The sequence below is a fragment of the Streptomyces sp. NBC_00859 genome (assembly GCF_045161865.1).
GTDB lineage: Bacteria > Actinomycetota > Actinomycetes > Streptomycetales > Streptomycetaceae > Streptomyces.
Genome location: NZ_CP108826.1, coordinates 5,806,231 through 5,820,674 on the forward strand (window position 1 = coordinate 5,806,231; position 14,444 = coordinate 5,820,674).

The window sequence follows — 14,444 nt, forward strand, 5'->3', positions numbered from 1 at the left end:
CTAGTCTCCCTGGGTATGGGCATCGGAATCACGCAGGAGCACAGGGAGTTGGCCGACGCCGTGCGCGGGCTTCTGGCGCGGGAGGCTCCGCCAGGGAAGGTCCGCGAACTGCTCGACGCGCCCCCCGGCAGCGTCGGGCGGCCCGCCCACTGGACCGCACTGGCCGGGCAGGGGCTGCTGGGCGCCCATCTGCCCGAGGCGTACGGGGGCGGGGGCGGAGGTCTGCCGGAGCAGGCGGTCATCCTGGAGGAGGCGGGCCGCGCGGCGCTGCCCGGCCCGTATCTGCCGACCGTACTGGCCTCCGCCGTCCTGCACCGGGCGGGCCGCCCCGATCTCGCGGCGCCGCTCGCGGACGGACGGCGGACCGGCGCGGTGGCGTTCGGCGACGTGAGTGACCCCGTGCTCGGCGGTGCGGAGGCCGATCTGGTCCTGCTGCGCCACGAGGGGGGCTGGGCCGCCGTGGACGCCGGCGGTCTCGAGGTGCGCGCCCAGGAGAGCGTGGACCCGACCAGACCGACCGCGCGGGTGCGGCTGCGGGCGGATGTCCCCGCAGGCCGGCTGCTGACGCTCGACGCCACGCTCGTCACCGACCTGGCAGCCGTCCTGTTCGCCGCCGACGCCTGCGGCACGGCCGCCTGGGCGCTGCACACAGCGACCGAACACGCCAAGGTGCGCGAACAGTTCGGGCGGCCCATCGGCCAGTTCCAGGCCGTCAAGCACCTCTGCGCCGACATGCTCCTGCGGGTCGAGCAGGCCAGGGCGCTGACCTGGGACGCGGCGCGCGCCGCCGACGAAGGAACGACCACCGGCGAAGTGCGCGGGCTCGTCGCCTCACTCGCGGCCGCCACCGCGCTGGACGCCGCCCACAGCTGTGCCAAGGACTGCATCCAGATCCTCGGCGGCACCGGCTTCACGTGGGAACACGACGCGCACCTCCATCTGCGCCGCGCCATGGTCGCCCGGCAGCTGCTCGGGCCCGGTGACACCCACCGGGCCCGTGCGGTACGGCTCGCGGGCGCAGGCGCGCGCAGGGAACTGCGCCTGGAGCTCCCCGCCGAAGCCGCGCCGTACCGGGAGCGGGCCCGCCAGGTGATCGGCGCCGCACGCGGCCTGGACCCCGCAGCGGCCCGCCGCGCCCTCGCCCCCACCGGATACGCGGCGCCCCATCTCGCCGAGCCGTACGGGCTCGGCGCGGGCCCGGTGCAACAGCTCGCCGTGCAGCAGGAGCTGGCGGACGCCGGGGTGAAGGTCAGTGAGCTGGGAATCGCGACCTGGGTGGTGCCCTCGCTGCTCGCGTACGGGACGGACGAGCAGCGCGCACGCCATCTGGCCCCGACGCTCAGCGGCGAAGCGCTCTGGTGCCAGCTCTTCTCGGAGCCCGGGGCCGGATCCGACCTCGCCTCGCTGCGCACCCGCGCGGACCGGGTCGAAGGCGGCTGGCTGGTCAACGGCCAGAAGCTCTGGACCTCGGCCGCCCAGTGGGCCGACTACGGAATCCTCCTCGCCCGGACCGACCAGGAGGCACCCCGGCACAAGGGGCTCACCTACTTCCTGGTGGACATGAAGCGGGCCTCCGGGATCGACATCAGGCCACTCAAGGAGATCACCGGCGACTCGCTCTTCAACGAGGTGTACTTCGACGATGTACTGCTGCCCGACGACGCGGTCCTCGGCGAGGTCCACGACGGCTGGCGGGTCGCCCGTAACACCCTGGGCAACGAACGGGTCCACATGGCCGACCAGTTGACGTTTCCCACCGGCCTCGAAGCGCTGATCGCGCGGTCGGAAGCGCTGGACGGCGCCCATCGCGCCCGGATCGGCGCGCTCGCCGCCGAGGCGCACGCCCTCGCCTGCATCGGGCTGCGCACCACGCTCCAGCAGGTGTCCGGCATCGAACCGGGAGCGGGCGCCTCCGTGCGGAAGCTGGTGCAGACCCCGCACCAGCAGAAGGTCGCCGAACTCACCCTGGAACTGCTCGGCCCGGCCGGAGCGGTCCGCGAAGGCGAGGGGGAGCGGGCGGTCCACGGCTTCCTCATGTCGCGGTGCCTGACCATCGCGGGCGGAACCACCCAGGTGCAGCTCAACGTCGTCGCCGAGCGTCTGCTCGGCCTGCCGCGCGACCCGTGAGACGGGGCCGGCAGGCTGCGGGCCCGGCGTACGACCGGCGCCGGCCGGGAGGGAAGCACTGCCCGGCGCGGAGCGGGCACGGTCCTGTCAGGACATGCTCCAGGCCCAGAACTTCCCCTTCGCGATGTACTTGAGGAGGGTGTTGAAATCGTCCTTGACGTCCTGCGGTGTCTTGTCCTGCGGAAACAGGGGCACGATCCGCTGCCGGTCGAGTGCGTCGGCCGCCAGCCGCTGCTTGTACCGGTTGTAGACCTTCGCGATGTCGCTGCGCACCGTTTCGCCCCTGGCGGTGCCGGGCACGGGGAGGCCGCGTGTGCGGTCGTCATTGGTGGCGGCGATGGAGGCGATGTCCATCAGGAAGCAGTCGATGAGGTCGGTGACGTCCTGTTCCCGGGCGCCGGGCTGCTTGTTCTGCACGTCCTTGAGCAGCAGATCCGCCATTTCCAGTGTGACATCGCGGTAGACGGTGAAGCGCGGGCTGCCGGGAATCGCCCCGAGCACATGGTCCGCCTGCTTGGCCTTGTCCGAGTTCATCGAAGCGAACCCGTCCGGCCCTCCCCTCTCCTCGCCCTCCAGCCCCGGCACGGGGAAGGGCATGCCCCGGAAGCCCGCCTCCTCCCCCCGCAGGCCGGACTTGCTCTCCGCCAGCGGGTGGATACCGAACTCGTGGCAGAGCATGCCGGCGATGTGTCCCATGCCGTAGTTCTCGAAGTAGTAGGAGGCGAGAGTGACGAAGACACCCTTGTCCCCCTTGTCGGTCACATCGGCCGGGGAGTCCGTGGTGCGCTGCTCCAGGGTGATTTCGCAGGTACGGCCGTTGATGTACTGCATGATGGCGGTGTGCGACGTGAGGAGCTGGATGATCCGGCTGGCCTTCTCGTGGTACTCCGGGTATTTGGCCGACACGTTGGTGAACGCGACAGTGCCACTGGCCACCCGCATCCGCTGCACGGCGGGCACGGCCCGCTGCACACCGCCCGCGCCGCCTCCAGGGGCAGGCTCCGGCCGGCTCTCCTGCGGTACGGGGGCCGACATGACCCGCGACGCGTTGGCTTCCGCCTCCCGCTCGAACCTGTCCGAGGGGTCCGAGACGTGCAGACCGCTGCCGTTGTCGCTGCCGGCGACCGGTCCCTGGCGCTGCTGGATGACGTGGGTGAGCTCGTGGGCGAGTGTGTGCTGATCGGACCCGCCCTCGCCGATGACGACGTGATGGCCGGAGGTGTAGGCGCGGGCACCGACCTCGGCGGCCGACGTGCGGGCCGCGCTGTCGGTGTGGACACGGACCTCCGAGAAGTCGGCGCCCAGCCGGGCCTCCATGTCGGTGCGGACGCCGTCGTCGAGGGGCCGGCCGCCGGAGCGCAGGACCTCGTGGACGGCGGAGCGCTGGACGGAGGCCGGCCCGGCCGGCAGATGACCGCAGCCCGCGCCGTGCCGGTGCGCCTCCTGGGCCGCGGCCGGGCCGCTCTGCTCGGTCCGGCGCAGCATCTGGACGACGGCGGCGTTGCCCGCGGTGCGCTGCAGGGCGGAGAGGGTCAGTGGTGACCCGTCCCCGCCGCGGGACGCGGCCGGCCGGCCTGCGGGGACGTGGCCCGGTGCCCGCTCGGTGTTCGTGCCGTCGGGTGTCCTGGCAGTGTCTCGGGCGTGCATGGGGAACTCTTCCGACAGCGGGAGGCGACCCTCCCTGGATACCGCGTGCGCGCCCTGTTGCGCCAGGGACGCAAGGGCAGCGGACACCGTCTGAAGAGGCAGAGTCCGGCGCCCGGCCGCCCGCAGCCGCCGCTGCGGCCGGGCGCTTCGGTATCCGTCGCCGCGGGGGGGGGGGCTCCTGGCCGCAGGGGCGCCGGACCCTGCTTCCCGGAACGGCACCCGCCGTACGACAGGCTGAGGGACGGTACGCGAACGAGCAGACCCGCACAGGAGGCACTCCATGGCCGAACACCCCGCCCCGCACCCCGGCATCACGCCGGGAGCCGACCCCGGTGCGCCCGCCGCGTCCCCGCTTTCCGGCCTGCGCGTCGTCGACCTGTCGAAGATCCTCGCCGGTCCCTACGTCACCATGTCGCTCGCCGATCTCGGCGCCGAGGTCATCAAGGTCGAGCACCCCGAAGGCGGCGATCCGACACGGCGGTGGGGGCCGCCCTTCAACGGTCCGGACGCCACCTACTTCCTCGCGGCCAACCGCAACAAGCGCTCCATCGCCCTCGACCTCAAGTCCCCGGCCGGGCAGGAGGCGGTGCACCGGCTGCTGGCGAGCGCCGATGTCCTCGTGGAGAACTTCCGGCCCGGCAGCTCCCTCGCCGCAATCTTCGACTACGAGCTGCTGAGCGCCCGCTATCCGCGCCTGGTGCTGCTGCACATCTCCGCGTTCGGCGAGACCGGCCCGCTGCGCGACGACCCCGGCTACGACATGGTCGCGCAGGCGTCCGCCGGACTGATGTCGCTGACCGGCGAGCCCGACGGGCCGCCGCTCAAGGCCGGTTACGCGATGGGTGACCTCGGCGCCGCCCTCTTCGGTCTGATCGGTGTCACATCGGCGCTGGTGGAGCGGGAACGCACCGGCCGCGGCCAGTACGTGACCACCTCGCTCTACGAGTCGCAGCTCGCCCTGCACATCAACTGGGCAACCGGGTACTTCGCCACCGGCGAGCGCCCGGCACGGCTCGGCTCCGGGCACCCCAGCCTCGTTCCGTACCAGGCATATCCGGCCGCCGACGGGCATTTCGTGATCGCCGTCGGCAGTGACGGGCTGTTCCGCAGGCTCTGCGCCGCGCTCGACCGCCCCGACCTGGCGGACGACCCGCGCTTCAGTACCAACCGTGACCGCGTCGCCCACCGCGGCGAACTCAACGCCGAGCTGGAACGGATCCTGGGCACGGCCGATGTCGCGCACTGGTGCGAGACCCTCAAGGCGGCCGGCGTACCCGCAGCCGCGATCCGCACCCTCGACGAGGTGTACGACTGCCCGCAGACCGCGGCCCTCGGCATGGTCCAGGAGGTCGACCGCCCGGACGCCGGCCCGCTCCAGCAGGTCGCCTTCCCCGTCAGCTTCCGGGGCGAGCGGCCCTCCGTACGCACCGCGCCGCCGGCCCTCGGGCAGCACAGCCGCGAGATCCTCGCCGAACTCGGCTACGGAGAGGCCGAGATCGACCTGCTCACCCGGGGCCCGTCGGACTGAGCCCGCGCTGCCCGCGCACACGTCGGCCGTCAGGGCGGACACACCGCGGACCGCACGGCACCCCACCGCAATGCCGCACACCGTCACGCCCGCGCCGGGCGCCCACCGCACACACGGCCTTCCGCTGAGCGCCTGCCGCTGTCACTATCTATGAATCTGACGGAGCGTCAGAAATCACCGCCCGCGCCGGGCACCGGACGGCGCGGGCGCGCCCGGAAGGCGGGACAGGACCATGAAGGCGTACATCGTCGGCGTCGGGATGACCAAGTTCGAGAAGCCGGAGAGCCGGGACTGGCAGTACTGGGACATGGCGAAGGAGGCGGGCACCCAGGCACTCGCCGACGCCGGGGTCGGCTACGAACAGGTGGAGCAGGTGCCCGTCGGATACTGCTTCCAGGCCTCCACGGCCGGACAGCGCGCCGCCTACGAACTGGGGCTCACCGGGATACCCGTCTACAACGTCAGCAACAACTGCGCCACCGGATCGACGGCGCTGATGATGGCGCGCCAGTTCGTCGAGGGCGGGATCTCGGACTGTGTGCTCGCGCTGGGCTTCGAGAAGATGAAGCGCGGCGCGCTCGGGGGCGGCGCGGACAGCGGCGACTTCAAGACCTCGCCGGTCGCCAGGCACTACGGGATCATGGCCGCCGGACACGGCTTCGAGATGTCGCCGCCCACCGCGCAGATCTTCGGCAACGCGGCGCGGGAGCACATGGAGCGGTACGGGACGACCGCCGCGCAGCTGGCCGCCGTCGGCGCCAAGAACCACCGGCACTCGGCGGGCAACCCGCGCGCCCAGTTCCAGGACGTCTACACGGTCGACGAGGTGCTGGCGGCGAAGACCATCCACCGGCCGCTCACCAGACTCCAGTGCTCACCGACCTCGGACGGCTCGGCCGCCGCGGTCGTCGTGTCCGAGCGGTTCGTCGTCGAGCACGGACTGCACGACAAGGCGGTCGAGATCGCCGGGCAGGCGATGACGACGGACACCGGTGAGAGCTTCGCGTCCGGTTCGTGCATCGACGCGGTGGGGCGGCCGATGTCACGCGATGCGGCACGGCAGGCGTACGAGCGGTCCGGGCTCGGCATCGAGGACGTGGACGTCGTCGAGCTGCACGACTGCTTCTCGGTGAATGAACTGCTGACCTACGAGGCGCTGGGCATGTGCGCCGACGGGGAGTCCGGCAAGCTCGTGGAGAGCGGCGCCACGACGTACGGCGGCCGGTGGGTGGTGAACCCGTCGGGCGGCCTCATCTCCAAGGGCCACCCACTCGGAGCGACGGGCCTGGCCCAGGCGGCGGAGCTCGTCTGGCAGCTGCGTGGCGAGGCGGGCGCCCGGCAGGTGGCGGGCGCCAGGACCGGGCTCGCGCACAACATCGGTCTCGGCGGAGCGGCGGTGGTGACGCTGTTGCGGCGGGGATGACGGCGCCGTGACGGCCGGGGAGGCGGTGCGGCCCTGCGGTGCTCCGCCCCACGGGAGCGGGCACGAGGCCGGTCCGCACCCCAGGACCTGCCGACCAGGGGCGCTGCGCCACTGCGCCACTGCGCCGCTGCACCGATATACGGATGCACCCTGCAACGAATGGGTGTCACGATGGCACTCATGCTGCGAACATCACCGGACGCCCGCACCGCCGTGCCACGGCCCGCCCCCACCCGTACCTGGCTGGTGGTGCTCGCCGCCTGCGCGGGGCAGTTCCTCGTTGTTCTGGATGTCTCCGTCGTCAACGTCGCCCTGCCCTCGATGCGTACCGGTCTGGGCCTCAGCGGCCCCGGCCTGCAGTGGGTGGTGAATGCCTACGCCATCGCCTTCGCCGGTTTCATGCTGCTGGGCGGACGCGCCGGTGATCTCTTCGGCCGCAAGCGGATGTTCCTCGTCGGGCTCGGGCTCTTCACGCTCGCCTCACTGGCCGGGGGACTCGCCCAGGAAGGGTGGCAACTGCTCGCCGCGCGCGCGGTGCAGGGCCTCGGCGCGGCCGTGCTGGCCCCCTCGACCCTCACCATCCTCACGTCGGCCGTCCCGGAGGGCGCGGCCCGTGCGCGGGCCATCGCCACCTGGACCGCTGTCGGTGCGGGCGGTGGCGCGGCGGGCGGCCTGGTCGGCGGGGCGCTGACCGACGCGCTGTCCTGGCGCTGGGTCCTGCTGATCAACGTGCCGGTCGGCGTACTCGTCCTGGCGGGCGCGGCCCGCTGGATCACCGAGAGCCGGGCGGGCGGCGCCCGGCGGCTCGACCTGCCCGGCGCGGTGCTCGTCACCGCGGGTACGGCCACCCTCGCGTACGGGATCGTGCAGACCGAGGCCAAGGGGTGGACGGCCGCTGCGACGCTGGTGCCGCTGCTCGCAGGACTGGCGTTCCTCGGCCTGTTCCTGGTTGTCGAGGCGCGCACCCCGAAGCCCCTGATGCCGCTGAAGCTGTTCAGGGTGCGCTCGGTGGCCGCCGCCAACGCGGCGATGTTCGTGTGCGGCGCGGGCAGCTTCGGCATGTGGTTCTTCATGACGCTGTACGCCCAGAACGTGCTCGGCTACACACCGTTCGGCGCCGGACTCGCCCTCATACCCAGCTCCCTGAGCGTCGTCGCCGGGTCCAAGTCCGCACCGCGGCTGATGCCGCGCTTCGGGGCGAAGAACGTGGCGGTCACCGGCATCCTGATCACCGCGGCCGGATTCGGCTGGCAGTCCACGATGACCGCGCACGGCGCGTACCTCACGTCGATCATGCTGCCGGGCATGCTGATGATGGCGGGCGCCGGTCTCGCCATGACGCCGCTCGCCTCGCTCGCCACGTCGGGTGCGGCGCCCGGCGATGCGGGCCTGGTCTCCGGGCTGGTCAACACGTCCCGCACACTGGGCGGTTCACTCGGCCTCGCGGTCCTCTCCACCGTGGCCGCGTCCCGCACCGGGGGACACGCCGGGACGGAGGCGCTCACCGCGGGGTACGCCCTGGCGTTCCGGTGGGGCGGGTTCATCCTGCTCGCCGGCGTGGTGCTGATGCTGCTGTGGATGCCCGGGGACCGCAGGCCGGTCATCGGCCGCCCGGCCTCCTCGCCTGAACCGTCCGGCGACTGACCGGGCCGCACCCGTGCCTCCGGCTACAGCCAGCCCTGCCGGCGGGCCGACCGTACGGCCTCCATCCGGTTGCGGGTGCCGGTCTTGCCGATCGCCGACGAGAGGTAGTTGCGGACCGTCGACTCCGAGAGATGCAGCTTCCCGGCGATGTCGGAGACGGTCGCCCCGTCCACCGAGGCGTTCAGCACATCGCACTCCCGCGCGGTGAGCGGACTGGGCCCCGCGCTGAGTGCGGCCGCGGCCAGGGCGGGGTCGATGACCGTCTCACCGGCCAGCACGCGGCGGATCGCGGCGGCAAGCTCCTCCACCGGCCCGTCCTTGACCAGGAAGCCCGCCGCGCCCGCCTCCATCGCTCGGCGCAGATAGCCGGGCCTGCCGAACGTGGTGAGGATCAGGACCCGGCACCCCGGGGCCCGGGTACGCAGATCGGCGGCGGCGTCGAGCCCACTGCGGCCCGGCAGTTCGATGTCGAGCAGAGCCACATCGGGCTTCGCGTCGAGGACCGCGGGCACGATCGCGTCGCCGGTGGCCACCTGGGCGACCACCTCGATGTCCTCCTCGAGGCCGAGGAGCAGAGCGAGTGCGCCCCGCATCATGCCCTGGTCCTCGGCGAGGAGGACTCGTACACACTTCGCGGGGCGCTGGTCCTGCGGCATCTCGTTCACGGGGTACAGGGTAGGGGCGGCCGGTCATTCGCCTCTCTCCCGTGCACGGCCCTCCCCGCAGGCCTCAGCCGGCGCCGTGCACCGCGCCCGGAGCCGTGTCCGGTGCGGTGGTCTCCACCGGCAGCTCGGCCACCAGACGGAAGCCGGACCGCGGTCCGGGGCCCGCCTCCAGCGAGCCGCCCGCCGCCGCGAGACGTTCGGTCAGGCCCTTCAGCCCGCTGCCGGGCTTCGCCTCGCCCACGCCGCGGCCGTTGTCACTGACCACCAGCCGGACGCGTTCGGGGTCACCGCCGTCCACGGTGATCTCGCACCGGGTGGCCTTGCTGTGCCGCACGGCGTTGGTGACGGCCTCTCTGACCACCCAGCCGAGCAGCGAGGCGCTCTGGGGTTCCAGCGGCGGCCCCGACTGCCGTACGACGGGTTCGATGGCGGCGGCGGTCAACGCGGAGCGCGCGCTGTCCAGTTCACTGGCCAGGCTGGCGTCCCGGTATCCGGTGACGGCCTCCCGGATCTCCGTGAGGGCCTGCCTGCCGACGGTCTCGATGTCGGAGATCTGGCCGAGGGCCGCGTCGATGTCGCGCGGTGCGAGCCGCCGGGCCGCTTCCGACTTCACCACGATCACCGAGAGAGTGTGGCCGAGCAGATCGTGCAGGTCGCGGGAGAAGCGCAGCCGCTCCTTCTCGACGGCCGAACGGGCCAGCTCCTGACGGGTGGAGTGCAGCTCCATGACTGTCTCGGACAGCGTCAGGATCGCGGCGGTCACCGCCCCCGAGATGAAGGTGCCGTACCCGAGCGTCCAGGGGTCCCACGGGCTGTGCCCCTCGCGGCCGGAGATGTAACCGGCGGAGGCGGAGAGGACCATCAGGGTGAAGCCCAGCCGCCGGTCGCGCAGGGTGGTGCCGACGGCCAGCGAGAGCAGCGGGAAGAACAGCAGCCAGCTGCCCCCGTAGCTGATGGCCAGGCCGTAGGTGATGGCGGCCAGGGTGCCGAGCAGCCAGAGCGTCGTACGGCTCTGGCGCTTCTTCTTGTCGAACGCCCGGAACGCGATCGAGATGTAGAGGGAGTTGAAGGCCAGCAGCCCGGCCCCGCCGATCCACGGGTTCGGCCCCTCGCCGCCGATCAGATTGGAGAAACTGCCCAGCCCGAGCAGCAGCCACGGCAGCAGCGAGAACGCGTTCGGCGGGCCCGGCCGTCTCCGCGCCCTGATGTCCTTGCGCCGCTGCGCGCAGTTTCTGTGGTGCCGCCGCAGCCGGTCCAGCTTCGCGTGCATGATCTCTCCCGTCACACGGTCCTCGCGGACCGACGGTACGAGATCACCGCGTACGTACCGAACACCAGCAGCCAGGCGGCCAGCACGGCCACCGTGCCGAGGGCCGGGGCGCTGCCCTGTGTGGTGGACCAGCCGAGGTCGGCGAAGCGGTTGGTCGGGGTGTAGCGGGCGACGGACCGCAGCCAGCCGGGGAAGGCGTCGACCGGGAACCACAGGCCGCCCACGATCGCGAGCCCCATCAGGCAGGCCACGTTCACCACACCCGTGGTCTGGGCGGTGAGCCGGTACCCGTTGCCGATCCCGAGCAGCGTGAACGGCAGCGCGCCGATCCACAGCAGCAGGGTGAGGACGGCCCACTGCCAGGCGTCGATCCTCACGCCGTTGACCAGCGCCCCGGCCAGCAGCACCGCCAGAATGCCCGGGAGCACGGTCACGGAACCGGAGATCGCCCGGCCCAGCACCACCTGCGACGGCGGCAGCGGAGTCACCCGCAACTGGCGCAGCCACCCGAGGGACTTGTCCGACGCGACTCCGGTACCGACACCGAGGGCCGCGCCCAGCGCGCCGTACGCGGCCATGCCGACCATCGAGGTGACCCGCCAGGCCGCCGAGTCGGAGTCGCTCGGGCCGATATTGGTGAACAGCAGATACATCACCACCGGCATGCCGATGCCGAAGATGACGAACCCGGCGTCGCGCAGCGTCCGCCGCACTTCGAGCTTCACGTATTCCAGCATCAGACCGCTGCTTCCTGTGTCGTGCGGGGCGGGTTCCCGGCGGTTCCCGCGATGGGCGAGCCGCCGTCGGCCGGGCTGTCCTGCGAGGTGAGGGCGAGGAAGGCGTCCTCCAGCGTCGCCGGTGCCACCGCGAGGCCGCGGATCGCGTTCCGCTCCGCCAGCGCGAGGACGGTGGCGTCCGAGTCGTCCGTACGCAGTGAGGCCCGGTCCCCGCGGATCTCCACGGATGTGACGCCGGGCAGCCCCTGGAGCCCCTCCGTGCCGGTGCCCGCGAGGTCGAAGGAGACCAGGCTGCCGCCCGCCGAGCGCTTGAGCAGCTCGGAGCTGCCGTCGGCGACGATGCGGCCCTGGTGGATGACCACGATGCGGTCGGCGTTGCTGTCGGCCTCCTCCAGGTAGTGGGTGGAGAAGAGCACCGTGTTCCCGCGGCGTGCGTACGCCCGCATCGAGTCCCAGAACGCCCGCCTGGCCTCCACGTCGAGCGCCGCGGTCGGCTCGTCGAGGACGATCAGCTCCGGATTCCCGGAGAGCGCGACGGCGAACCTGACCCGCTGCATCTGGCCGCCGGAGAGCTTGTCGACCCGGCGCGCCCCGTACTCACCGAGCCCGGCCATGTCCAGCGCCTCGGCGACCGGGAGCGGGTGCGGATACGTACTGGCCACGAAGGCCACCAGCTCCCGCACCGTCACGCGGGGTATCGGCTGTCCCGCCTGGAGCATCGCACCCACCCGACCGGCCCTGACCGCCTGCTCGGGTGTCCGGCCGAAGAGCCGCACCGTCCCGCTGTCGGGCTGGTCGAGGCCGAGCAGCAGACTGATCGTGGTGGACTTCCCGGCGCCGTTGCGGCCCAGGAGCGCGACGGTCTCGCCGCGGTGGATCTCCAGGTCGGCGCCGTCCACGGCGCGCACCGCCCCGAAGGTCTTGACCGCTCCCGTGAAGCTCACCGCGGGCCCGGTGTCTGCTGTCTGCGTCATGCGCCCCACGGTACGGAGCGGGGCGGCCCCCGGGGCAGATGCGGTTGTACCGAACCGCCCGGGACAAATGTCACGGGCCGCCACGGGCGTGGCCGTGGCCGGATGCCGTGGGCCACGCCGACGGCCCGTATCTGACGTAGCGTCAGCGGACTTCACAACTCATGAGGGGTGCGTTATACATGGGGCCATCGGCCTAGAACGCGTTCTACAAAGGGCGCGGGGGGCCGGTCCCGTACGACCTCGGTGCGCCTGACGGTGCGGACGGTCGCACCGAGGTCTTTCCACCGTCAAGGAGCGCCTGCCCCATGCCCATTGATGCCGCAGAGGCCATCGCAGCGGAGCCCCGCTCCGGCGAGATCGCCTGGGACCACAAGGACATCCAGCTCTACCACCTGGGCATCGGCGCGGGCCGGCCGGCCACCGGCGCCGACGAGCTGCGCTACACGCTGGAGTCCAGGCTCCACGTCCTGCCCAGCTTCGCCACCGTCGCGGGCGCCCGCATGGCCCTGATGGGAGGGCTCGCCGCGCCCGGTATCGACGTGAACCTGGCGGCGGTCCTGCACGGCGGGCAGACCGTCGTCCTGCACCGGCCGATCCCCGTCGATGGGACCGCGGTGTCCACCTCCCGGGTCCAGGCGGTGTACGACAAGGGCAAGGCGGCCGTCATCGTGCTGCGCTCCGAAGTCTCCGACGAGCAGGGCCCGTTGTGGACCAATGACTCGCAGATCTTCGTACGGGGCGAGGGCGGCTTCGGCGGCGAGCGCGGACCCTCGAACCGGCTCGGCCTCCCGGACCGGGCTCCCGACCGCACCGAGGACCGCCCGATCAGGGAGGACCAGGCGCTGCTCTACCGGCTGTCGGGCGACTGGAACCCACTGCACGCAGACCCGGAGTTCGCCGAACTCGCCGGTTTCGACCGGCCGATCCTGCACGGGCTCTGCTCGTACGGGATGACGCTCAAGGCGGTGGTCGACACGGCGCTGGGCGGCGATGTGGCGCGCGTCGACTCGTACACCACCCGGTTCGCCGGTGTCGTGTTCCCCGGTGAGACCCTCCGGATCCGGATGTGGCAGTCGCCCGGCCGGGTCCAGGTGGCGGTCTCGGCCGTGGAGCGGGACGAGGCGCCCGTCCTCGCCGACACCGTCGTCACCCACCACTGAACCCCGCCGTCACCCACTGACCTCACCCACCACGCACCCCACCCAGCACACACCCCGCCCGCCAACGACGCCGCTCACCGTTGCCGTCGTCCGACCCGGATCCACCCGACCCAGCCGTATGTGAGGAGCCGCACCATGCGCGCAGCCGTACTGCACGAGATTGGCCAGGACAAGCTCGAAGTCCTCGACGACATCGAGGCGGTGGGCTTCGGGCCCGGCAAGGTCAGGATCAGGGTCCGGGCCACCGGCCTCTGTCACTCGGACGTCTCGGCGATGAACGGGGTGCTGCCGCAGCCCGCGCCGTTCGTGCCCGGCCACGAGGGGGCCGGCGAGATCCTCGACGTCGGCGACGGCGTGACGGGCGTCGAGCAGGGCGACCGGGTGGTGATCTGCTGGCTGCCCGCCTGTGGAGCCTGCCCGGCCTGCAAGCGCGGCCAGACCGAGCTCTGTCTCGCCGGGTTCATGAACGCCGGCACCCCCAACTTCAAGCGCCCCGGCGGCGATGTCTTCGGCTTCGCCGGAACCGGCACCTTCACCGAGGAGGTCGTCGTGGGCGCCGGGTGCGCGGTGCCGATCCCGGACGACGTGCCCTTCGAGATCGCGGCGCTCATCGGCTGCGGAGTGACCACCGGCCTGGGCGCCGCCATCAACACGGCGGATGTGGAGGCCGGTTCGTCGGTCGTCGTGATCGGCTGCGGGGGCGTCGGCATCTCCGCCATCCAGGGTGCCCGGCTCAGGGGCGCGTCGCAGATCGTCGCCGTGGACCCGGTGGCCTCCCGCCGGGAGGCCGCACTCAGGTTCGGCGCTACGGAGGCGGTCGCGCCGGACGCACTGAACGACGCGAAGCAGCGCATCACGGCGGGGGAGGGCTTCGACTACGTCTTCGAGGTGGTCGGCAAGTCGGCCACCGCCCGCACGGCGTACGAGACGACCCGGCGCGGCGGCACCCTCTGCATCGTCGGCGCGGGCGCCATGGACGACTTCCTGCAGCTCAACATGTTCGAGCTGTTCTTCGACGAGAAGCGGATCCTGCCCTCCATGTACGGCGGCGGAGACGTGGTCCGTTCGTACGAGCGGGCCATCTCGCTCTGGCGCTCGGGCCGTATCGACCTCGAAGGCCTGATCACCCACCGGGTGAAACTCGCCGGGATCAACGACGCCCTGGCCCAGATGCGCTCCGGTGAGGCGCTGCGCACCTGCATCGAGATCTGACCACTTCCTGCGGACCGGACCGGACCGGCAGTCGCTGTCGCGCGCCGCATCGCACAC

11 protein-coding genes are annotated in these 14,444 nt (G+C 72.2%); 6 read left to right on the forward strand and 5 right to left on the reverse strand.

Translation table 11 applies throughout. From position 1 onward, the window contains the following. Nucleotides 1-15 precede the first annotated feature (15 nt). Nucleotides 16-2,127 carry an acyl-CoA dehydrogenase gene (locus OG584_RS25440; RefSeq protein ID WP_405781179.1) on the forward strand — a complete coding sequence of 704 codons (2,112 nt, stop codon included), beginning with the start codon at nucleotides 16-18 and terminating at the stop codon, nucleotides 2,125-2,127. Nucleotides 2,128-2,214: 87 nt separating this feature from the next. Here the strand turns inward: OG584_RS25440 and OG584_RS25445 are convergent, their stop codons facing one another. After that, on the reverse strand, nucleotides 2,215-3,774 hold the full coding sequence (locus OG584_RS25445; RefSeq protein WP_405781181.1) for a DUF4157 domain-containing protein: 1,560 nt from the start codon (nucleotides 3,772-3,774) through the stop codon (nucleotides 2,215-2,217). Nucleotides 3,775-4,054: 280 nt separating this feature from the next. Here OG584_RS25445 and OG584_RS25450 point away from each other — a divergent pair, with 280 nt between their 5' ends. The 3 genes from OG584_RS25450 to OG584_RS25460 all read left to right on the forward strand — a co-directional run bounded on the left by OG584_RS25450 (nucleotide 4,055) and on the right by OG584_RS25460 (nucleotide 8,369). Further along, a complete protein-coding gene (locus OG584_RS25450; protein ID WP_405781183.1) occupies nucleotides 4,055-5,302 on the forward strand; it encodes a CaiB/BaiF CoA transferase family protein in 1,248 nt (415 codons plus the stop codon). 232 nt (nucleotides 5,303-5,534) lie between these two features. Then, a complete protein-coding gene (locus OG584_RS25455; RefSeq protein ID WP_405781184.1) occupies nucleotides 5,535-6,725 on the forward strand; it encodes a lipid-transfer protein in 1,191 nt (396 codons plus the stop codon). A gap of 180 nt (nucleotides 6,726-6,905) precedes the next feature. Then, nucleotides 6,906-8,369: an MFS transporter gene (locus OG584_RS25460; RefSeq protein ID WP_405781186.1), complete on the forward strand. Its 1,464-nt coding sequence runs from the start codon at nucleotides 6,906-6,908 to the stop codon at nucleotides 8,367-8,369. Between the two features lie 23 nt (nucleotides 8,370-8,392). On the opposite strand, the gene OG584_RS25465 is transcribed toward OG584_RS25460, so the two are convergent. From OG584_RS25465 to OG584_RS25480, 4 genes are all read right to left on the reverse strand, one after another. Beyond that, entirely contained in the window at nucleotides 8,393-9,025 is a 633-nt protein-coding gene (locus OG584_RS25465; protein WP_405784281.1) for a response regulator, read from the reverse strand. Nucleotides 9,026-9,098: 73 nt separating this feature from the next. Next, nucleotides 9,099-10,304, reverse strand: a complete 1,206-nt coding sequence (locus OG584_RS25470; RefSeq protein ID WP_405781187.1) for a sensor histidine kinase — start codon at nucleotides 10,302-10,304, stop codon at nucleotides 9,099-9,101. Between the two features lie 11 nt (nucleotides 10,305-10,315). Then, complete coding sequence (locus OG584_RS25475; protein ID WP_405781188.1) at nucleotides 10,316-11,041, reverse strand: ABC transporter permease; 726 nt, start codon at nucleotides 11,039-11,041, stop codon at nucleotides 10,316-10,318. After that, nucleotides 11,041-12,015: an ABC transporter ATP-binding protein gene (locus tag OG584_RS25480; protein ID WP_405781190.1), complete on the reverse strand. Its 975-nt coding sequence runs from the start codon at nucleotides 12,013-12,015 to the stop codon at nucleotides 11,041-11,043. The genes OG584_RS25475 and OG584_RS25480 overlap by 1 nt, the downstream gene beginning before the upstream one ends. A gap of 305 nt (nucleotides 12,016-12,320) precedes the next feature. On the opposite strand from OG584_RS25480, the gene OG584_RS25485 reads away from it, so the two are divergent. Both OG584_RS25485 and OG584_RS25490 read left to right on the forward strand, forming a co-directional pair. Beyond that, nucleotides 12,321-13,175, forward strand: coding sequence for a MaoC/PaaZ C-terminal domain-containing protein (locus OG584_RS25485; RefSeq protein ID WP_405781191.1), 855 nt, complete (start codon nucleotides 12,321-12,323; stop codon nucleotides 13,173-13,175). A gap of 135 nt (nucleotides 13,176-13,310) precedes the next feature. Further along, nucleotides 13,311-14,387: a Zn-dependent alcohol dehydrogenase gene (locus OG584_RS25490; RefSeq protein ID WP_405781193.1), complete on the forward strand. Its 1,077-nt coding sequence runs from the start codon at nucleotides 13,311-13,313 to the stop codon at nucleotides 14,385-14,387. Nucleotides 14,388-14,444: the final 57 nt, after the last annotated feature.